Source organism: Pseudomonas sp. 18.1.10 (genome assembly GCF_024655625.1).
Taxonomy (GTDB): domain Bacteria; phylum Pseudomonadota; class Gammaproteobacteria; order Pseudomonadales; family Pseudomonadaceae; genus Aquipseudomonas.
This window is the reverse complement of the sequence record NZ_JANLGL010000020.1, coordinates 21,361-41,080: the sequence shown is the minus strand read 5'-3', so window position 1 is coordinate 41,080 and position 19,720 is coordinate 21,361. Positions and strand designations below refer to the sequence as shown.

General features: G+C 57.7%; 23 protein-coding genes and 1 pseudogene. 20 read left to right on the top strand and 4 right to left on the bottom strand.

Annotation, left to right across the window (positions count from 1 at the left end; all coding sequences use genetic code 11):
• The first annotated feature begins 192 nt into the window (after positions 1-192).
• From msrB to NUV89_RS05815, 4 genes are all read left to right on the top strand, one after another.
• Positions 193-636: a peptide-methionine (R)-S-oxide reductase MsrB gene (msrB, locus tag NUV89_RS05830; RefSeq protein WP_003464965.1), complete on the top strand. Its 444-nt coding sequence runs from the start codon at positions 193-195 to the stop codon at positions 634-636.
• A gap of 1 nt (position 637) precedes the next feature.
• Complete coding sequence (gene msrA, locus NUV89_RS05825) at positions 638-1,177, top strand: peptide-methionine (S)-S-oxide reductase MsrA (RefSeq protein WP_003464967.1); 540 nt, start codon at positions 638-640, stop codon at positions 1,175-1,177.
• Between the two features lie 140 nt (positions 1,178-1,317).
• Positions 1,318-2,022, top strand: coding sequence for a glutathione S-transferase N-terminal domain-containing protein (locus NUV89_RS05820; RefSeq protein ID WP_003464969.1), 705 nt, complete (start codon positions 1,318-1,320; stop codon positions 2,020-2,022).
• On the top strand, positions 2,019-2,987 hold the full coding sequence (locus NUV89_RS05815) for a magnesium and cobalt transport protein CorA (protein WP_003464971.1): 969 nt from the start codon (positions 2,019-2,021) through the stop codon (positions 2,985-2,987). Before NUV89_RS05820 ends, NUV89_RS05815 begins: the two co-directional genes overlap by 4 nt.
• 354 nt (positions 2,988-3,341) lie before the next feature.
• Here NUV89_RS05815 and NUV89_RS29885 read toward each other — a convergent pair.
• Positions 3,342-6,478, bottom strand: a pseudogene (locus NUV89_RS29885) (Tn3 family transposase).
• A gap of 158 nt (positions 6,479-6,636) precedes the next feature.
• On the opposite strand from NUV89_RS29885, the gene NUV89_RS05795 reads away from it, so the two are divergent.
• The 10 genes from NUV89_RS05795 (at position 6,637) to NUV89_RS05750 (ending at position 11,934) form a co-directional block, all read left to right on the top strand.
• Positions 6,637-6,927 (top strand): nucleotidyltransferase family protein, encoded by a 291-nt coding sequence (locus NUV89_RS05795; RefSeq protein WP_001247892.1) that lies wholly within the window; start codon positions 6,637-6,639, stop codon positions 6,925-6,927.
• Positions 6,924-7,310 (top strand): DUF86 domain-containing protein, encoded by a 387-nt coding sequence (locus NUV89_RS05790; RefSeq protein ID WP_003100872.1) that lies wholly within the window; start codon positions 6,924-6,926, stop codon positions 7,308-7,310. The genes NUV89_RS05795 and NUV89_RS05790 overlap by 4 nt, the downstream gene beginning before the upstream one ends.
• 236 nt (positions 7,311-7,546) lie before the next feature.
• On the top strand, positions 7,547-7,903 hold the full coding sequence (locus tag NUV89_RS05785) for a cupin domain-containing protein (protein WP_003465043.1): 357 nt from the start codon (positions 7,547-7,549) through the stop codon (positions 7,901-7,903).
• Positions 7,904-8,157: 254 nt separating this feature from the next.
• Positions 8,158-8,484: a hypothetical protein gene (locus tag NUV89_RS05780; protein WP_003100858.1), complete on the top strand. Its 327-nt coding sequence runs from the start codon at positions 8,158-8,160 to the stop codon at positions 8,482-8,484.
• On the top strand, positions 8,481-8,981 hold the full coding sequence (locus NUV89_RS05775; RefSeq protein WP_003100856.1) for a hypothetical protein: 501 nt from the start codon (positions 8,481-8,483) through the stop codon (positions 8,979-8,981). The genes NUV89_RS05780 and NUV89_RS05775 overlap by 4 nt, the downstream gene beginning before the upstream one ends.
• Positions 8,978-9,349 carry a hypothetical protein gene (locus NUV89_RS05770; RefSeq protein WP_003100853.1) on the top strand — a complete coding sequence of 124 codons (372 nt, stop codon included), beginning with the start codon at positions 8,978-8,980 and terminating at the stop codon, positions 9,347-9,349. The genes NUV89_RS05775 and NUV89_RS05770 overlap by 4 nt, the downstream gene beginning before the upstream one ends.
• Positions 9,343-9,900, top strand: coding sequence for a recombinase family protein (locus tag NUV89_RS05765; RefSeq protein ID WP_003100847.1), 558 nt, complete (start codon positions 9,343-9,345; stop codon positions 9,898-9,900). The genes NUV89_RS05770 and NUV89_RS05765 overlap by 7 nt, the downstream gene beginning before the upstream one ends.
• 164 nt (positions 9,901-10,064) lie before the next feature.
• The gene (locus NUV89_RS05760; protein WP_002118279.1) at positions 10,065-11,078 is read left to right on the top strand and encodes a zinc-binding alcohol dehydrogenase family protein; all 1,014 of its coding nucleotides are present in this window, start codon (positions 10,065-10,067) and stop codon (positions 11,076-11,078) included.
• Between the two features lie 72 nt (positions 11,079-11,150).
• The gene (locus NUV89_RS05755; RefSeq protein WP_005006001.1) at positions 11,151-11,582 is read left to right on the top strand and encodes a heme-binding protein; all 432 of its coding nucleotides are present in this window, start codon (positions 11,151-11,153) and stop codon (positions 11,580-11,582) included.
• A gap of 58 nt (positions 11,583-11,640) precedes the next feature.
• On the top strand, positions 11,641-11,934 hold the full coding sequence (locus NUV89_RS05750; protein ID WP_010591688.1) for a DUF1330 domain-containing protein: 294 nt from the start codon (positions 11,641-11,643) through the stop codon (positions 11,932-11,934).
• A gap of 325 nt (positions 11,935-12,259) precedes the next feature.
• Here the strand turns inward: NUV89_RS05750 and NUV89_RS05745 are convergent, their stop codons facing one another.
• Positions 12,260-12,730 (bottom strand): hypothetical protein, encoded by a 471-nt coding sequence (locus NUV89_RS05745; protein WP_003464979.1) that lies wholly within the window; start codon positions 12,728-12,730, stop codon positions 12,260-12,262.
• A gap of 467 nt (positions 12,731-13,197) precedes the next feature.
• Between NUV89_RS05745 and NUV89_RS05740 the strand changes: the two genes are divergently transcribed.
• From NUV89_RS05740 to NUV89_RS05720, 5 genes are all read left to right on the top strand, one after another.
• Positions 13,198-13,800 (top strand): sulfite oxidase-like oxidoreductase, encoded by a 603-nt coding sequence (locus NUV89_RS05740; protein ID WP_003464980.1) that lies wholly within the window; start codon positions 13,198-13,200, stop codon positions 13,798-13,800.
• A complete protein-coding gene (locus tag NUV89_RS05735; RefSeq protein ID WP_002118292.1) occupies positions 13,793-14,539 on the top strand; it encodes a ferredoxin reductase in 747 nt (248 codons plus the stop codon). The genes NUV89_RS05740 and NUV89_RS05735 overlap by 8 nt, the downstream gene beginning before the upstream one ends.
• A 453-nt stretch (positions 14,540-14,992) precedes the next feature.
• On the top strand, positions 14,993-15,265 hold the full coding sequence (grxC, locus tag NUV89_RS05730; protein ID WP_005005995.1) for a glutaredoxin 3: 273 nt from the start codon (positions 14,993-14,995) through the stop codon (positions 15,263-15,265).
• Positions 15,266-15,332: 67 nt separating this feature from the next.
• Positions 15,333-15,614, top strand: a complete 282-nt coding sequence (locus tag NUV89_RS05725; protein WP_003464986.1) for a DUF427 domain-containing protein — start codon at positions 15,333-15,335, stop codon at positions 15,612-15,614.
• Between the two features lie 169 nt (positions 15,615-15,783).
• A complete protein-coding gene (locus tag NUV89_RS05720; RefSeq protein ID WP_003464988.1) occupies positions 15,784-16,050 on the top strand; it encodes a hypothetical protein in 267 nt (88 codons plus the stop codon).
• 860 nt (positions 16,051-16,910) lie between these two features.
• On the opposite strand, the gene sdhC is transcribed toward NUV89_RS05720, so the two are convergent.
• Entirely contained in the window at positions 16,911-17,285 is a 375-nt protein-coding gene (sdhC, locus tag NUV89_RS05715; RefSeq protein WP_005005993.1) for a succinate dehydrogenase, cytochrome b556 subunit, read from the bottom strand.
• A 730-nt stretch (positions 17,286-18,015) separates the two neighbouring features.
• On the opposite strand from sdhC, the gene NUV89_RS05710 reads away from it, so the two are divergent.
• Positions 18,016-18,534 (top strand): YkgB family protein, encoded by a 519-nt coding sequence (locus NUV89_RS05710; RefSeq protein ID WP_003464991.1) that lies wholly within the window; start codon positions 18,016-18,018, stop codon positions 18,532-18,534.
• Positions 18,535-18,563: 29 nt separating this feature from the next.
• On the opposite strand, the gene NUV89_RS05705 is transcribed toward NUV89_RS05710, so the two are convergent.
• Entirely contained in the window at positions 18,564-19,409 is an 846-nt protein-coding gene (locus NUV89_RS05705; RefSeq protein ID WP_003464995.1) for an AraC family transcriptional regulator, read from the bottom strand.
• Between the last annotated feature and the right edge of the window lie 311 nt (positions 19,410-19,720).

Below are 19,720 nucleotides of genomic sequence, written 5' to 3'. Positions count from 1 at the left end.
TATTTACTGATTACGTACTTGCTTAACCACTCAGTTGCGCTAGAACTAATAGACGCGAAATTTAAATCTCTAATTTTCCAACACTTAGTAAAACCTCGTTTGCCATCCCACTACCATTGTAGGAGCAAATCAGGAGACATAAAAAATTAGCGGTAGCGTGCCTGGCCCTCTAGATAAGTATTGGAGACTGTAATGAAGTTTGAAAAGTCACAGACAGCAATCGACCACCTGACTCCCGAGCAACACCGAATTACCCAGGAGGCGGGCACCGAAAGGCCCTTCACGGGCGAGTACAACGACAACAAGGAGCCTGGCATCTACGTCGACATAGTGTCGGGAGAGCCACTGTTCGCTTCGACGGACAAGTTCGATTCGGGTACTGGCTGGCCCAGCTTCACCAAGCCGATCGTTTCGGCAAACGTGAACGAGGTGCGGGACAGCGCACACGGCATGGTCCGGACGGAGGTCAGGTCAGTACACGCAGACAGTCATCTCGGCCATGTGTTCCCCGATGGTCCTTCCGACCGCGGCGGTCTGCGGTACTGCATCAACTCAGCGTCCCTTCGCTTCATCCCGCGCGACGAGATGGAGTCCGAGGGATACGGTGAATATCTCGATCAAGTAGAGGAGGCTTAACATGCATCAGCGCGCTGTTCTCGCAGGAGGATGTTTCTGGGGCATGCAGGATCTGATCCGCAAGCGGCCCGGCATCATCTCGACCCGTGTGGGTTACACGGGCGGCGATATTCCGAACGCCACGTATCGTAATCACGGCACGCATGCCGAGGGGATCGAGATTGTCTTCGACCCGACAGTGACGAGCTACCGGAACATCCTGGAATTCTTCTTCCAGATCCACGATCCGACGACGCTGAACCGCCAGGGCAATGATCGTGGGCTCTCCTACCGGTCGGGCATCTATTATGTCGACGAGGAGCAGAAGCGCGTCGCCGAGGATACGATCGCCGATGTGGATGCCTCGGGGCTGTGGGATGGCAAAGTGGTGACCGAGGTCCAGCCGGTCGGCGAGTTCTGGGAGGCCGAGCCCGATCACCAGGATTATCTGGAGAAGCGCCCGGGCGGCTACACCTGCCACTTCGTCCGTCCCGGCTGGGTGCTTCCGAAGCGCCAAAAGGTTGACGACGTACAGCCAGCGGCCGGGACCGCGGCGGAATAGGCTTCACTGCCGTTGCCACTGCGCCGATCCGGTCCGCAATCTTCGTGACCGCGTCGTTCAGCGACGCGGTCATCGAACCCTACTTCAGAGTGACGGCTCGTTCCAGTCAGTCGCCATCGCAACACCAGGATCGCAGATTTATGCCAGACCTCTCGTCCTTTCCGATCACGCAGCGCTGGCCGGCATCTCATCCCGATCGCCTGCAACTCTACGCAGCCCCTACGCCCAATGGCGTCAAGGTCTCGATCATGCTTGAGGAGACTGGCCTGGCGTACGAGCCCCACCTGATCGACATCTCGAACAACGAGTCGAAGGATCCGGCGTTCGTGTCGCTGAACCCGAACGGACGCATACCGGCGATCATCGATCCGGCTGGCCCTGACGGTAGACCCATCGCCTTATGGGAATCCGGTGCGATCCTCCTCTATCTGGCCGACAAGACGGGTCAGTTCATCTCCACCGAACCAGGCCAGCGTTACGAGACCCTAGCGTGGGTGTTCTTTCAGATGTCGGCCATCGGGCCGATGTTCGGTCAGCTCGGCTTCTTCCTGCGATTTGGCGGCAAGGACTATGAGGACAAGCGGCCGCAACAGCGCTTTATCGACGAATCCACGCGTCTGCTGGGGATTCTGGATCGCCGGCTGGAAGGCCGCGACTGGATCGTCGACGACTATTCGATCGCGGACATCGCGACGCTCGGCTGGGTGAATGCGCTGGTGGAATTCTACGCTGCGGGTGACATCCTTGGCCTCAGCAGCTTTTCGAACGTCCGCGCATGGCTTGGACGCGGGCTGGCTCGACCGGCCGTCCAGCGTGGCCTCCACATTCCCGCGAGGCCAGCATGAGCATCATCGCCGCCTATTATTACAACGAAGGCAAGCGAGTTCGCGAAATCGCGCTCGATGAGCACGTCAAGTTGGGCGAGAGTCGCTCGGGCTTCTGCTGGATCGCGCTTAGCGAACCCACCCCCGAGGAACTACTCGCGATCCAAAGGACATATAATCTTCATCCGTTGGCGATCGACAACGCGATGCACCCGCTGTGCCCGCCCAAGCTCGAGGTCTACAACGATGAGTTGTACGTCGTCGCGCAGACCGCCGAGCTGGTCGGCGACCGGATCAGCTACGGCAAGATGGCGATCTTCACCGGTCACAATCACCTTATCACCGTGCGGCACGGCAATGCCGGAGCGCTGGGCAAACTTCGGGAGCAACTCGAGGCATCGCCGACGCAGTTCGGCAAGGGTGTCGACTATGTGCTGCACGCGATCTTGCATCGCGTGGTCGACCAGTATCTGCCCATCTTCGAAATGATCGAGGACGACGTCCTGGCGATGGAGCGACGGTCGCTGCACGATTTCCTCGGGCCAGAAGAGGTGGCGCGAATCTTCGAACTAAGGTCCGAACTCACGCGGTTCCAGCGCACGCTCGGGGCTATGGCCGAGCTGGTGCGAAAGCTCGTTCGCGGCCACTTTCCCTGCATCAGCGCCGAAATGACACCATATTTCCACGACGTCGCGGACCATGTCCACCGCGTGCAGTCCATGGTCGACGGCCTCCTGCTTGTCCTGTCCACGGTCTTTGAGGCCAGCAGCCTTCTTGAAGCGCAAAGGACGGGGGTGATCACCCGCCAGCTGGCGGCTTGGGCGGCAATACTGGCAGTCCCGACGGCGATCGCTGGAATATACGGCATGAACTTTAAGCACATGCCGGAGCTGGACACGGCCTACGGATACTTTGTCGTGCTCGGAGTGATAGCGATATCGTGCGTTTTCCTATTTGTGCGCTTCAAGAAGGCTAAGTGGCTGTGAATACTGCCCATCGTTTTCTTCGCCGTCATCTGACGGTTACAGCGGGCCTTATACGGAAGCTTGTCCAATCCAACTCAAGATGAAGGTGCGTCCATGACATAGCAGCTGACCGACGCTCTACAAGCAGTTCAGTCCTTCATCGCCAAGGGCTAAGACCGCGAATAGCGCGTCAAGGACAGCAATCTCGTCGATCTCGAGCCAGGATCAACCATCGGTCCGTGCGGCATCTGCGTCGACGCGGCGTTTCGCCTCGGAAGCGGTGATGATGGCGATAACGCCTCCACCCTCTACGCGATCACCGATCCGGCGACCGAGCATAAGGGGGTCGTCTCAGAAAACGGAAAATAAAGCACGCTAAGCCGGTTGCAGCGGCCGTAGCGGCCTGAACTTGCCCGCGCCGATCTTGGCGCTGCTGCGCCAGAGGTAATCGCCGGTCAGGTTGATGTGCTCCCAGCCGAGCGGCGACAGGTACTGCAACAGGCCGTCATCGACGGCTTGACCGTGGCCACGCAAGGCGTTCGCGGCCCGCTCCAGATAGACCGTGTTCCATAGCACGATGGCCGCCGTCACCAGGTTGAGGCCGCTGGCCCGGTAGCGCTGCTGCTCGAAGCTGCGGTCGCGGATTTCCCCCAGGCGGTTGAAGAACACGGCGCGGGCCAGCGCGTTGCGCGCCTCGCCTTTGTTCAGCCCGGCATGCACGCGGCGGCGCAGCTCGACGCTTTGCAGCCAGTCCAGGATGAACAGTGTGCGCTCGATGCGTCCCAGCTCACGCAGGGCGACGGCCAGGCCGTTCTGGCGCGGGTAGCTGCCAAGCTTCCTGAGCATCAGCGAGGCCGTCGCCGTGCCCTGCTTGATCGAGGTGGCCATCCGCAGGATTTCATCCCAATGGGCGCGGACGTGCTTGATGTTGAGCGTGCCGCCGATCATCGGTTTCAACGCCTCGTAGGTGGCATCGCCCTTCGGGATGTAGAGCTTGGTGTCGCCCAGGTCACGAATGCGCGGGGCGAAGCGGAAGCCCAGCAGGTGCATCAACGCGAAGACGTGGTCCGTGAACCCTGCCGTGTCGGTGTAGTGCTCCTCGATCCGCAGGTCGGATTCGTGATACAGCAGGCCGTCGAGCACGTAGGTCGAGTCGCGCACGCCGACGTTCACGACCTTGGTGTGGAACGGCGCGTACTGGTCGGAGATATGGGTGTAGAACGTCCGCCCTGGGCTGCTGCCGTATTTCGGATTGATGTGGCCGGTGCTCTCGGCCTTGCTGCCGGTGCGGAAGTTCTGGCCGTCCGACGATGACGTGGTGCCGTCGCCCCAATGCTCGGCGAAGGGATGTCGGAACTGCGCGTTGACCAGCTCGGCCAGTGCCGCCCCGTAGGTTTCGTCGCGGATGTGCCAGGCTTGCAGCCAGGCCAGCTTGGCGTAGGTCGTGCCGGGGCACGATTCCGCCATCTTGGTCAGGCCCAGGTTGATCGCGTCGGCGAGGATCGTGGTCAGCAACAGGTTTTTGTCCTTGGCCAGGTCGCCTGACTTCAGGTGGGCGAAGTGCCGGGTGAAGCCCGTCCATTCGTCTACCTCCAGCAGCAATTCGGTGATCTTGACGTGCGGTAGGATCATCGCCGTCTGGTCGATCAGGGCCTGTGCGGTATCGGGCACCGCCGCATCGAGCGGCGTGATCTTCAGGCCCGACTCCGTGATGATGGCGTCCGGCAGCTCGTTGGCCAGCGCCATGCGGTTGACGGTGGCGAGCTGCGTTTCCAGCAGCGTCAGCCGGTCATGCAGGTACTGGTCGCAATCGGTGGCCACGGCCAGCGGCAATTCGCTGGCCTGCTTGAGGCTGGCGAATTTCGCGGGCGGCACCAGGTAGTTGTAGCGGCTCGCGTTTGAAAACGGGCGTGCTCGCATTCGACGCCGCTTTCGGCTCGAATTAACTGCAACTGACGGCGCGCTGATGCTCACGCTATCTGCAAACGAGCTTGCAATCGACGGCGGCGGCTCGCATTTCATGGCGGCGTGCTCGAATTAATTGCAAGTGAAATGCCGGGTTCCAAGCTATCCAAAATCAATAGATGCAGTGCCGGCTGCCCGCTAACGCCTCTGAGCGGTCAGACGGGGATTGACCTACGCCGCCTCTCGCACGAGACGGATATCGACTTCTCTGTCAACGTACTTCCATTCCTCTGTTGCACGCAGTTCGGAAAGCAATGCGTTGAACTCAGCCTCATGGGTTGGCGCGAACTCGAACCAATTGAGAAAATCGAACGGTTCATTTTCAGAGAGGTCGCGGCAGTGGTGGAGCTTGCGCGCTACTGCAGGCAAGTAGTTGAGCCCGATTTGGATGTGCTTTGACTTTTCGAAAACGCTCCGGCGCTCGTCTTGCGTGAATTCCCACCAAGCTGCGTTTTTTCGGATCGGTATCAACGCAGCGCAAGTTGCTTCTGGGCGCGCTAGCCCTTGCTGCTTCACCACAATTTCGTTCTTCTCTTCGCGCATGACATACCGTTCATTGCTTGTTATTCCGCGAAGTACCCAGGGTGCATTGGTTTCGGGCTGCAACTCTGAGGCAGATATTACGTTGAGCCTTTTGGCTTCAGGCAGTGACTTGCCAACTATGGTTTCGGTTCCAACGATCCGCCAAAGACCGCTGTCTCCGCCGACGAATGCAAATAATCGTGTATCCATTTCACCCCCTTCATGTGAGTGTGTTAACTTTTTTACAGCCTCAAAAAACCTATCTGCCCATCCCATGCTTGTGCATCATCGTCTCGCCTCGCTTAGCGTAGTATTGCATTACGCTTACCAGCGCCCCCAGTTAAATTGTAAATATAGCATCGAATTGGTCTGTGATACAACCGCCAGAAAATAGCCGTTTGTCGCCATTTCAAAAATTAATTGTACCGTATCGGTACGCCCTAACTAGGCGTCAGGCCGGAACCTTGGGCCGCGTCAGGATAGGGCCGATTCCAGCATTTTCTGACGCCTCGCCGGCAACCTCTAGGGCCTCAACCTGACAGGCCGTACGCTTAACGTACGATTTTTTCCGTTTTCTCTATCGTCCCCATCAAGGCTCTGGCCAGCACGATGCCCTTGTCGGTTTGCATGGCCAGCTCGGTCAGCAACTGGACAGCCTGCCGGTAGTGGCCAATCGTGAACGGCTGGAAGCCGAACACCGTTTGCAGCTCGACCAGGTGCTCGCGTCGGGTCTGCTCACGCTGCCCGTACTCGTCCCAGCTTTCGATGCCGACCTTGAGCTGGTTGGCGACCAGTCTCAGCAATGGCGGGAACGGTGGCTCATCAGCGCCAAGGATGACGCCGGGAAAGCGCAGGTAGCAGAGCTGCACCGCGAAGCCCAGCCGATTGGCCGGGCCGCGCCGCTGCCGGATGATGGAGAGGTCGCTTTCGCTGAACGTGTAGTGACGGATCAACTCATCCTTGGTGTCCGGCAACGCCAGCAGGCTTTCGCGCTCGGCGGCGGAGAGGATCGAACGGCGGGGCATGCGGTTTCCTTCTTCTTGAAAACGTAGGTTTGTGACAAGCCCGCCAAGGCAACCGGCGCGGCACGGGAATCAAGGCATTGCGATTCTCGAAAATAGTTCTTGAAATTCTATTCTTGATTGCATATCATCTCAACGAGTTTCGATAAGAAAGGATGCGCATGCGACCGTCTGTTGTGCTTGACATGAAGCGAAGCGCAGTGCGTGAAGCGGTAGGCCGCTTTCGCGCCGCGAACCCGCGCGTCTTCGGCTCGGTGCTGCATGGCACCGACCGGGATGGCAGCGACCTCGACCTGTTGGTCGATGCGCTGCCCGGTGCCACGTTGTTGGACTTGGGCGATTTGGAAGAAGAACTGAAATCGCTGCTCGGCGTTGACGTCGATCTGCTGACTCCCGGCGACCTGCCGCCGAAGTTCCGGGCCAAGGTGCTCGCGGAGGCGCAACCGATATGAGCGAGAACCGCCTGCCCGATTACCTCGACCACATTCAGCAGGCCGCAACCGATGCGCGCAGCTTCGTGGAAGGGATGGCCAAGGACGACTTCTTGGCCGACAAGCGCACCCAGCAGGCCGTCATCATGAGCCTGATCGTCATCGGCGAGGCGGCCACAAAGGTGATGGATGGCTACGTCGAGTTCACCCAGGCGCATGCCGACGTGCCGTGGCGCAGCATGCGCAATATGCGTAATCGCATGGCTCACGGCTATTTCGACATCAACCTCGATGTGGTGTGGGAGACGGTACAGGAATGGCTGCCGGCGTTGCTCCAGCAATTGCCCGCCGTGCGTCAGGATGCCGACGATGAAGACCGTAACGACAAAGGCATGGAGCCATGACCAATCAAGCCGCCGATGTTCGGCCCCTCTGGCGTGTTCGATCCCGCGACCTATGAGCCGCGCTCGGGCAAGACCTTCTGGATGGCCGCAACGGACGTGAGTTCGCTGGTGGGCAAGGAGGCAGCAGCCGACACGCTCATCGGCAACTGCACGACCGCACGACCAGCCTCCCGTTCAAATTCGAGTTAGAACTCATATCCAGCCTGTCTGGGGGCACTGTGAAAGAGGGATCTCCGATGACTGTTGAATCGAGAATATTTTCTGTAGCCGAGTATGTTCAGCCGTCCGAAGGCGAGCCTATTCGTTCCGTTGTGCTTGAAACCCGAGACTCAATTATCGTGGTTTGGCATGTCCATCCCGGGCAGGAAATTGCGGCTCACATTCATCCTCACGGCCAAGACACGTGGACTGTTTTGTCGGGAATGGCTGATTACTTTCAGGGCAATGGGATTGTTCGTGCCCTCAGGGAAGGTGAGATAGCCGTGGCAAGACCGGGCCAAGTGCACGGGGCGCGAAATACAGGTACCGAGCCATTTGTGTTCGTCTCGGTTGTGGCATCAGCCAATGCCGGTTTCGTATTGGCTGAGCGATAGAGCCCAATCTCTGGAGTTGGTCCAATGAGCGGTCGGGGAGATAGGTAACAGACATGCAGCGGACACGGCTGCTAAACCAGGTCGCAAACCTCCTTGCGTCGCAGCGTGCCGCAAGCGACGCGATCAATCGAATGGGGTCGGCATGAGACTGAACACCATCCAGTTCCCGACCGCGTAGCCGCCTGTCCTGCCGATCAGGTCTTGACCATCGACGCCTGGGATCAGTCCTGAATGTTCTTGGAGACCACTACGTTATGAGCCGCAGCCGCCGCAAAACACCCATCGTCGGGCACACGACCTGCGGCAGCGAGCGCGAGGACAAGAAGCTCTGGCATCAGCGCTGGCGCACCCGTGAGCGCACGGCGCTGACCAGCGCGTCGCCCGAAGCCCTGAGCGCCCATCTGCCCCTGCTGGAAAACCAGGCCAGCAGCGTCTGGTCGATGGGCAAGGATGGCCGCTCCTACTGGCCCGTCAAGCGCCAGGCCGCCACGGCGGATCGCATCGCCAATCACAAGGGACGCAACCCGCAAGAACGCGCCTCCCTGAAAAAGCGCCTGCTGCGCAAGTGGATGAGCAAATGAAGCTCTCCTTCCATCAGCACATTGCGCTGTTCTGGATGATCGGTGCTCCGGGCGTCTTCGCGCCCGTGATCGAGAACGCCAAGCGGCCCGATGCCGGCGCCGTCATGGCGTGGGGTGTCGCGATCGTGGCGGTGATGATCCTCTTCACCCCTTTGCTGCTGCGCTGTCCACCATTCCGGCGCTGGTATGGCCGGACGGATGCGCTGTCGGAGCGGCAGCGCCAGGCGCTTGCCGAGCGCGGCCTGCGCCGCTACTACCAGACCGCTTTCGATGACGGCTACGTGCCCCGCGTGATGCCCTACGTGTGGCGCATCATCTGGACGGTCGGCGGGTTGATGGCTGTGACCGCCGTACTGCCTACCAACACCGGACGGCCAGCCTTCGATGCCTTGGTGGTCTTCTCGACCTGGTATCCGATAGGCGTGATGCTGCTGGTTTTCGCGTCGAGGCCCCTTGGCCGGTTGATTCGCCAAAGAGCACAGGAGCGGCGGAAATGAGCACGTCAACCATCGAGGCGCTGGCCAGCGCCTGGGCAAGGATTGCCGAGGAAGCGGAATTCCCCGCTGACTACGAGGGGACTGCCACACCACAAGCGCATCGGGCTAGCGAAGCTATTCAGGAGCAGATTCGGGAGCGCATCGTCGCCACCAACGACATGCGGCTGTTCAGCCTGCTGCACCTGCTGGGTCAGGCGTCGCTGCGCATGGAGCAAGCGCTGTGGCCGGAGGATTACGAGCGGATGACGCGCGAGGTTGAGGAAGCCCTGCGGCAAGCCACCGACGCCAACGCCAGATCGTACACCCACGAAGAAGTGATGCAGGCGATGCAGGAACGCATCGACCGGGCGCGAGACAAGCCATGTTGATTGGCTATGCGCGCGTCTCGACGCAGGATCAGAACCTGGAGCTGCAACGCGAAGCCTTGAGCAAGGCCGGATGTAAAAAGGTCTTCGAGGACAAGGTGAGTGGCACGCGGGCAGACCGGCCTGGCTTGGCCAAGACGCTCGAAATGCTGCGCGAAGGCGATACTTTGGTCGTCTGGAAGCTCGACCGGCTGGGCCGGTCGGTCAAGCAACTGGTCGATCTGGTCGGCGATCTGCACAAGCACGGTGTCCAGTTCAGGAGCCTCACCGACTCCATCGACACCGGCACACCATCCGGGCGGTTCTTCTTCCACGTCATGGCGAGCCTTGCCGAAATGGAGCGCGAGCTGACCGTCGAGCGCACCCGCGCCGGGCTGGAAGTCGCCAAGCAGCTCGGCCGCAAAGGCGGCCGCAAGCCGAAGATGACCGACAGCAAGATCGAGTCGGCCAAGAAGCTGCTGGCCAGCGGGGTGCCGCCCAAGGACGTGGCCAAGAACCTCGGCGTGTCCATTCCGACGCTGTACCGCTGGGTGCCAGCCTCCACGCACGCTTAGCGTGCTTTATTTTCCGTTTTCTGAGACGACCCCATAAGGGCCTGTTGATCGACGTGTTCGATGAAATCTGCTACCGCGACCCAGTTCAAGAGTCGGGACCTCAATGTAGAAGAAGTTGACTAACGAGCATTCGCGTCATCCGATCAAGCAAGCTGGAGACATTTATGAAAGCCATTGGTTACAAGGTTCCGGGACCCATCGCCGCGGATGCCGCGCTGGTCGACATCAATCTGCCTCGGCCTGTCGCTGCAGGATACGATATCCTGGTTGAGGTGAAGGCCGTCTCGGTCAACCCGGTCGACTACAAGGTCCGCAACAGCACGCCGCCGGCAGATGGCGATTGGAAGGTGCTGGGATGGGATGCCGCCGGGATTGTGCGCGAGGTCGGCCCCGACGTCACGCAGTTCGAGTTAGGCGACGAGGTCTATTATGCCGGATCGATCACACGGCCCGGTACCAATGCGGAGTTCCATCTCGTCGACGCCCGGATTGTCGGTCACAAACCTGCGTCGCTCTCCTGGGCGGAAGCGGCGGCGCTGCCGCTGACGACGTTGACGGCCTGGGAGGCGATGTTCGACCGCCTGGACGTGGCGAAGCCCGTACCCGGTGCGGCGGAGGCGATCCTCATCATCGGTGGCGCGGGCGGGGTTGGGTCGATCGCCGTCCAGATCGCGCGACAGCGCACGGACCTCACCGTCATCGCCACAGCCTCTCGACCGGAAACCCAAGAGTGGGTAAGAGGGCTTGGAGCTCACCACGTCATCGACCATTCTCGTCCGCTCGCGCCACAGATCGCCGAACTCGGCATCGGTGCTCCCGCTTTCGTCTTTTCGACCACACATACCGAGCAACATGTCGCCGACATCGCCGAACTGATCGCCCCACAAGGACGGTTCGGACTGATCGACGATCCCAAGGCATTCGATATCATGGTTTTCAAGCGCAAGGCGGTGTCGATCCACCACGAGCTGATGTTCACGCGGTCGATCTACGGCACGCCCGACATGAATGAGCAGGGCGAGATTCTGGATGCGATGGCAGCGCTGGTTGACGACGGCAAAATCCGCACGACGCTGACCCGGCGACTGTCGCCGATCAATGCCGCCAATCTGAAGACGGTGCATGCACTGATCGAAAGTGGCGCGGCTAAAGGCAAGATCGTCCTCGAAGGCTTCTAACGACCGCGATCGCCAAACATCTTGTCCAACCTCAAAAAGCCGAACGGGTTATGCCCCAGCGATGAGAATCCCATGACCAAATCTATTGCCACCGCCTCGATCAACCGCGAAACCGCAGTCGCCCTCATCGACGCGGCGCTCGCTGCGGCCCGTGCCATCGGCATCCCGGCTGCCGTCGCCGTCGTCGACGCCACCGGTAACCTGCGCGCGTTCGAGCGCACCGACGATGCGCCGTTCCTTACCGTCGATGTTGCCATCGACAAGGCCTGGAGTTCCGCCTCGTTTGGGTTCCCGACCCATGTCTGGAACGACTATGTGACCAACGATCCAAAAGTGGCGCCGCTAGCCTATCGCCCTCGGATGGTCGCTGTCGGCGGCGGTTATCCGATTCTGGAGGATGGGAAGTTGATCGGCGGCATAGGCATCTCCGGAGGCAACTATCAGCAGGATCAGGATGCGTGCGTCGAGGCACTCATGAAAATCGGGTTCCAGTTGCCAGCCTGACGACTGTGAGGCCATCACCGGTGGTAATGGCCAACAGATCCAACCTTTGAGAGGCCTAATGATGGAAGCGTTCGTCGTCTTTACGCGGGAAGAAACCAGCGACCCACATGCACTCGCAACCTATTCTGCAGGCGTCGGACCATCGTTCGATGGTCACGACGTTACCTTTCTCGCCGCTTATGGCGCGATCCAGCATTTGGAGGGGCCGCCCATCGAAGGGGCCGTAATCTTGCGTTTCCCGACGATGCAGGCCGCTCGCGACTGGTATGACAGTCCCGCCTACCAAACCATCGCTGCTCAACGCTTTGCCGGTTCCCGTTACCGCGCCTTTATCATTGAAGGGCGGCGGTGACATACCGACAGAAGCACTTCGGCGCTGACCACGAGGTATCGGCGTGTGAACTCGCATCTTGGGAATCTGTGGGGGGGACCAAGACAGCGGCGCTAGGGGCTCATATCGTCGATCGGATCAGAGAGTTGCTCGGCGAGAATGGGTTATCTATTGCCGAGCTGACGGAGCGGAGCCGCCCTCTCCCAACGGATTGATTCAATCGTTGACGCTCCTCCTATCCGGATCCGGGTTTTCGCACGCTGATCAACAGAGTTACAGCGCGCAACGCCTGTAGTGGGCATCAGGGGATGGGTGGCAATCAGGATGATTGCCCACCTTCCAACGATTAACCTTGCTCAAGTTGCTTCACTAGTCGCTCCGCGTCGAGATGGAAGTCCGAGAAAACAATGCTACCGCCAGCGTCGATAACCGTAAACCACGGAGTTCCTCGTGTGCGGTAGTCTTCCATGAAGGTTGGAAACGGCGAGCCGGTCGGTTGCTCGTCGTGACCGAAAACGATAGGAAGCTCATACTTGAGCTGGTTCACGCGCAACTTCTCGAAGGTATTCTCATGCGTTCCTTCGAAGACGGTCTGGATCACTGCGAACCCCACGTCTTTTGAGCTCAACGCTGCATGCAACTTTTGTAGCGTCGGAAACCCATGCAAATGGCAACCTTGGCACCAATGCTGGAAGGCAAACAAGATTTTCGGGCCGGGCCCGATATCTGACAGTTTGAACGGCGCGATACTTTCCCCATCTTTGCCAATCCATTTTTGCACCCGCAGCTCAGGCGCTTGTCGTTCGATCTCGTTCATCTGATCCTCCAACCCCGATACAGAAGCTTAGTGGATGATCGCGCGTCGCGACGGTGCGCGAACGTCCGACCTTATTTTCCCTATTTCCTGAAGCCAGAATAGATCAGATCGACATTTCGTCCTTAATATACTCAAGCTGCCGGCGAGCGCGAACTGGGCAACCATGCGCTGGTGAGCCTTGAGCTTTGCACGCTGCCCATCCGTTTGAGAGCGAACCTGCAACTTCCGCTCCGCATACCGCAGATCAGCGTACGCAGCCTTGGGGTTATCTACCCTATAGCCATTGGGTATTGGGAATCATGCTGGCCTGACGCTATGTTCGATACGCGATTTTTTACGATGATAGAGCATCTGTATCTGATTTTTAGTCGATTGGCTTATTCGGCGGATGTGCGGGCAAATGCTTTACGCAGAGTACTGAAATGAAGGCCGGCTTCGGTCTGCCGTATCGAGCAAGAGGGGTCACTATGGTCACCAGAGGTTTCACCGGTCGCGGTTCAGGCGACCAGTCCGATCGGATTCCGCCAGGTCAGCATCTGGTGGAGGATTTCCCTGTTCTGTCGGCCGGCCCTACGCCGAGGGTAGAGCCCTCCGACTGGAAATTCACAGTCAAAATTGGTCCGAAGCCCGTCAAAACGTGGAATTGGGGCGAATTCAACACTCTACCAAAGACCCAGGTGACAAAGGATATTCACTGCGTCACCTCTTGGTCCAAACTGGATACCGTTTGGGAGGGTGTACTCATTGAAGACATCCTTGCAGATGCAGAGCTTGATCGGCCTACCGATTTCGTCTTGGCGCACTGCTACGATAATTATTCGACAAACGTCCCTCTGACGGATCTGCTTTCCGGGAAAGCGATGGTCGCCCTCAGTTATGCGGGCAAGCCACTTTCCCGCGATCATGGGGGGCCGGCGCGTCTTCTAGTGCCGCACCTTTACTTCTGGAAATCCGCCAAATGGGTGAATGCGCTGCAATTCACGACGCGTGACGAGGCCGGCTTTTGGGAGCTGCACGGCTATCACATCTACGGCGATCCGTGGCGCGAACAACGATACACCCATGACTGAAAACGAAGCGCAAGTCCGTTCGTGGCAATCATGCGTGATCGACGACATCATCCAGCAAACACCGAGTATCAAGAGCTTCTTCCTTCGGTTGAGCAAGCCGTTCGCGCACACCGCAGGTCAGCACGTCGATATCCGGCTGACCGCGCCCGACGGCTACAGTGCAATGCGCAGCTACTCGATCGCGTCATCGGCAGTTTCGACCCCGATCGTCGAGATAGCTATCGAGCGCATGCCGGATGCCGAAGTTTCGCCGTTTTTTCACGACATCGCGGCGATTGGTGACGAAATCGAAGTTCGCGGTCCGCTCGGTGGCCATTTCCTTTGGCCTGAGCCTGCCATAGATCCGGTTCTGTTGATCGGGGGAGGCTCCGGCCTCGTGCCGTTGATGGCAATGATCCGGCAGCGCCGCGCATTGGCCCAAGCCGTTCCGACAGCGTTGCTCCTGTCCGCACGAACCGCCGAGGACGTTCTCTTCTCAGAAGAACTTCATTGCATCGAAATCAGCGATCCGGCGTTCGTCCTGGCGCTCGCGATTACGCGCGAGAAACCGGTTCGCGCATCGGACTTTGCGCGACGGATCGACGGCATGATGGTCCAAGAAATTCTAACCAGGCTTCAGGGAAAGCCGACGCAAGTGTTCGTCTGCGGGTCTAACGGATTCGTCAACATCGCAACCGATAGCGCGCTGCTGGCGGGCTTGGACGCCTCCATCATCAAGACGGAGCGCTACGGGGGCTAGCGGCGCGAGCTATCTCACGTCGCGCCGATCGTAGACGTGCGCCCTGGGAAGCTTTGGCGATCAACGTGAACCGTTTTGCCGAACACAGTCTTCGTACCCCCCGGCCTCTAGAACGCCTTCGCTCGCGATACCTGGCTCGACATCAAGCTCAATTTGAAAGTTCCTGCACTATCCGTCGTCCTGATATGCTCGACCAGCATGATGGGCGATTCGAGCGGGACCGCTTCCGTCCCAATCGAGGCTCGGTTACCTTAGAGCATCGGCTCGGCGCTACAGGAGGCGCGTGCGGCCTCTGCCTGGCGGTGAAAGCACTTTGGGCCATGTCGCCTGGATAGCGGCCAATCGTCAGCATCTGCTCCGATGTCGGCCAAGGTGCAGTCGCCATCTTTGAACGCCGCGAATTGGAGATCAACGCCATGACAGCGATCCGCGTGCAACTGCCGGAGATGCAATATGACAACTGATGTATTGCTGTACACCACGAATTGGTGCCCGTTCTGCCGCCGAGCGAAGGCGCTCCTCAAGGAAAAGGGCGTGCGATGGAAGGAGCTCGATATTGAGGCGGATCCGGCTCACCGGCAGGCCATGGCGGAAGCGTCGGGGCGAAGCTCCGTGCCGCAGATCTTCATCAATGGCACCCTTATCGGTGGCTCCGATGAGCTATTCGCGCTCGATGTCAGAGGCGAGCTCGACAAACTTCTCGGGCGCAACCCGCCTGCCACCTGAGGAGGTGCGGCTTGGGGCAGCCAGCCCGCGAGCCTTCGCCGGTTGATGAATACAAAAGGAGAGTCCGTTGGTCTCAGCCATCTGGAAAGACACTACTATCGCCACAAGCGACGAAACAGTCATCGTCGAGGGAAATCACTACTTCCCACCGTCAGGAGTCGACCTGAGCCTGCTTGAGATGAGCCCGCACACATCTGTCTGTCCGATCAAAGGCGCCGCGCGCTTCTTTCATGTTCGCGCGGGTGACGCGCTCAACGTGAACGCCGCTTGGACCTATCCCGCCCCCACTCCGGATGCCGAGGGTATCCGGGATTACATCGCTTTCTGGAAAGGCGTGGACGTTGCCTAGCAGACTGGACGGACGACTTCGCTGATAGCCATGCGGGCGCCGACATCTCAATTATCCTGCCCACCCCGGGCCTCGTCGGCTGCAGGAATCTGCCCGGCACCTTAGCGCGACCCGGCACTGGCGGTCTCGCACCCGCCGCGCCTCTGTTCTATCAATAAGGATGGATGACATGGAGCATTCCGAGTTCGATGCCGCTTTCGCGAAGCTTGCGGAGGGATACAGAGAAGGGACTTATGAAGGCCGGCGTTTCAGCTTGATCGTCCGGCGATCTGGGGACGGACGTCGCAACAGTCTGTTCGCCAGGGAGTTGGACGGGACTGACATTGTCAGCTTCAACCTCTTCCGCGTTACATCAGATAGGACATTGTTGAAGCCGTGCGAAATGTCCGCCGAAAAGGTCGTAGCGTTCGTGCTGGAGTTCCGACCGGACACCTGACGGGCAGAAGAAGATCCCGGCCAACCGGCGCGCCTGCGACGGCCGGCTATCTAAGGCTGCGCAAGCCTATAGCCGCAGCTCATTGCACTTCGTCTGGCGAGGAATTCAACATCGATACGTCGCCATCCGCGGGGATATCGGTACAGGCGCCCGTGTAAGCCAGATTGAGAAATCCTAAGCGATGACTAACACCAATGACGCCACCCTTCCGACACATTCTATTCTTGAGGAATGCACAGCGATGGCTGTCGTCAACGCTCTGAAGATTATTCTGAAGAACAGCTACGCGATCTACCTTAAGACAAAAAATGCCACTCGGGCGCATCCCGCCCCTACTTCAGGGACTTTCACTTGCTTCTCGCTCTGTCACTCACAGCATCGGCACGCCCATGACGCATGGTATCCAGGCCTCATAATTTTCCCATATAACCTTCTTGTCTTTTGCGCACCCAGAAAGACTCGAGGCTTTAACTGGACAGATGAGCCCTCGAGGGTAGTGTTCACCTGATTGGCTTTCTCATATCTGATGTTGATTCGCACAGTGTGCCAACCAGGTGATAGTTTCAAAAAACCTGCGCTTCAGAGCGAATTAGACGATCTTCGATAAGAGCGATCCGCCTCAAAATCCAAAACATCTAACATTGTCCTAGAGCCATATTTGTACCTAGTACTATGGCGCTCCCATTAACACATTTGATGATGCACAGAAAACTTAGCTCATGATAGCTTTCAGCTAACAGCTATTCGGAAGCCCGAAAGGATTCAACCGTTTAAGCGTGAACCGTCGATTATAAATACTTTCGTAAGTTAGCTTTAAAGGACGCTTTTAGTCCTTGTAAATACGCATTACGACTCCACAGCTACCAAATCCATACGGCGCCAGCAACCATTAAAACACCCGACACTACTAAAACAATAGTAGAGGCGCGATTGCTGCCTTTCAAAGTATGACCAACACCCACATCCATAACTAGGTGTCGAATTCCGGCTACGAGATGATAAATAAATGAAGAGTATACCAACCAGAAACTAACTTTGCCGAAAGGTGAAGAAAAAATCTCCTTGACTTCATTAAAACCCTTTTCTGACTCCAACGATTTGCTCAGCATATACAGTATCAGTCCCAGAAAAATAAAGAGCATAATTCCTGAAATCCGGTGCAGAATCGATGTAAGCGCCGTGAGAGGAAGCTGAATGGTTCGAATATCAAGATTAACCGGCCGCTTTTTATTCATTTTGACTCCAGTCAACAATTCTAGTGGGGGATTTCAGTTTTCGATCTCATTCATCATAGCAGCTGTAACTAAGGCTGGCGGCGACAATAATGGAGATATTCGGGGCTTACGTTGCATTTTGAGGTCGCAAGTGCATGTGCGTAAATTGAAGCAAATTGCAAGGTTATGCCCAATAGGTAGCTAGCTTATTAATTTAACAAAAGTGACGTGTGTCGTTCTGCAGGGCATGCTGTTCCCCAACCCTGGAAAACCTATCCTCTTTAACACGTCAAAGTCGATTGATAGGCTTGCTGCAACAGCTATCTGCCCGGTTGAAGTCGAAGATCGATGTATCTGTAGGGTTTGGAAATAAATGCGGGCGCCCACCGCACTCACGGCTCAGTTACCATTCTTTGTGCATCGCGGCCGCGCGGCTAGTTGGTAGCTGTTCTAAGCCTAGTCAGTGCCGCCCTTCGCCCCAAGCCCCATAGTCAGATTTGAGAAATGACAGTAGGCGATGCCGCAACGCGCTTCATCGACCTATGTAAAACGACTCCTTTATCGAAATAGTGCACTCATCGCTCTCCACGGCGATCCCTTCATCGCGAATTGCACCGCCCAAGACGATCTGCACTGAAATCAATACTTTCTGATGCCTCTTGATTAGAGATGCCAGCCATAATAATCTCATCGCCAACGCATACGGCGTTCGGCAGCCAACACACTCTCACTCACTACTGGAAGCTCAGACATGAAAACCATAGGCATTGAAAACTCGAAGTCCAGCGTACAGGCCCACTTAACGCTTGGAACCAAAACTATGGGGCTAGGTATCTATGGCGCGTACTTGGCTCTCGCTATTATTTACTTCTGGTTCGGCGGCATGAAATTTACCCACTACGAGGCCGAGGGCCTGGTTCCACTGGTGAGCAACAGCCCGCTTTTGGGATGGGTGTATAGCATTTTTTCGGTCGACATGTTCTCCAGCCTGCTCGGCATACTAGAGATTTCGATCGGCACTCTGATCGCAGGCCGCATGCTGTCGCCCAAACTATCCGTGGTAGGAGGCGCTCTGTCTGCAGGCCTGTTCTTCACAACCCTTAGCTTTATGTTTTCCACTCCGGGCGTCATTGAGCCTAGTTTAGGGTTTCCGGCGATTTCCGTTGCGCCAGGTCAGTTTCTGCTTAAAGACTTAGGGTTGCTTGCTGTTTCGATATTTGTGGCAGGCCATTCGCTGGTTGAACTGGAAAAACGTAAAATTAATGCATAATTTTTTCAATGGCTTAAGGCAGTAATGCCTTAGGCCTTTTTGCCATCATTTTCCCCCGCCAGATCTTTCAACCAGTCACGAGGGCTCAACCCCGTCTTGCGTCTAAATGCGCGAGACAGCGCCGAAGGACTTTCGTAGCCGACTTGAGCTGCAATCAGCGTAATCGAGCGCCCTTCTCGCATCAGCTTCTGAGCCAGGCTAACTCGCCAACTCAACAAATAATCAGCAGGCGTCTGTCCGATGACACTCTTGAAATGCACGGCATACGCAGCGCGTGACATATTTGACTCACTGGCCAGCTCTGCTATTGACCAGGCATGTTCCGGGGAGTTGTGCATCTGTAAAAGCGATCGGGCAAGCCGCATGTCGGCCAGTCCAGCCATCATTCCGGTGCGCAACTGGTGATGATCGAGCAGGTAACGGAGCAACAGAATGATTAGGAGCTCAAATAAGCGCTCAAGCGCGGCTTCCCTTCCACAATGCACATTTGCCGCCTCGGCAAACATCCACTCCAACGTGTCTGCCAGCATGGGCAGATCATCGAGTGCGAGCACCAAACAGTCCGGTAATGAAGCCGACAAAGGATTATCAATTCCGCCCTCAAACTCCATGGAAGCACACAACAACTTTGCGCCATCGGACTCACCCGCAAACAATTGATGCTTGGCGGGGCGTGGCATAAAAATCAAGCTAGGGCGAGTGAGCTGCAAATCCTTGCGATCGGGACCAAGCAACGTCACGCTGCCGGCCTGAAGCAGATGGATATAACCTCGCCGCTCGGCGCCATCGTAAGATGCAGAGCCGCATAGGTCGCCGTCATAGAACAGATTGGCCCGCACGCCGAACCGCGAGAGCAAATTAGACAAACGATCCATTGGCCGATCCTTGACGAGTCAGAACGCACAGACCATACCATCTGCGTTGTCGTTCAGTGCCTGTAGCGAACACAATGTCATCAACCTAAGCTGCAGCCCTGCCCAAGGCAAGCCCCCCGAAGCAGCCAGCCGCCATGGCCGTCGGGCGATGACCAGGCCTCTGCCGCTCAATCAGGCGGTCTAACTGGGCTGGCGGTGATGTGATCATCGTCTGTTCCGGCTGTCTAGGCGAGATTTCTCGTTCTCCGGACGAGCCTATGCCGACCGCTTGTGGCCAGCTTTTTTTTGCACGGAGGTTGGGCGGTGGTGTT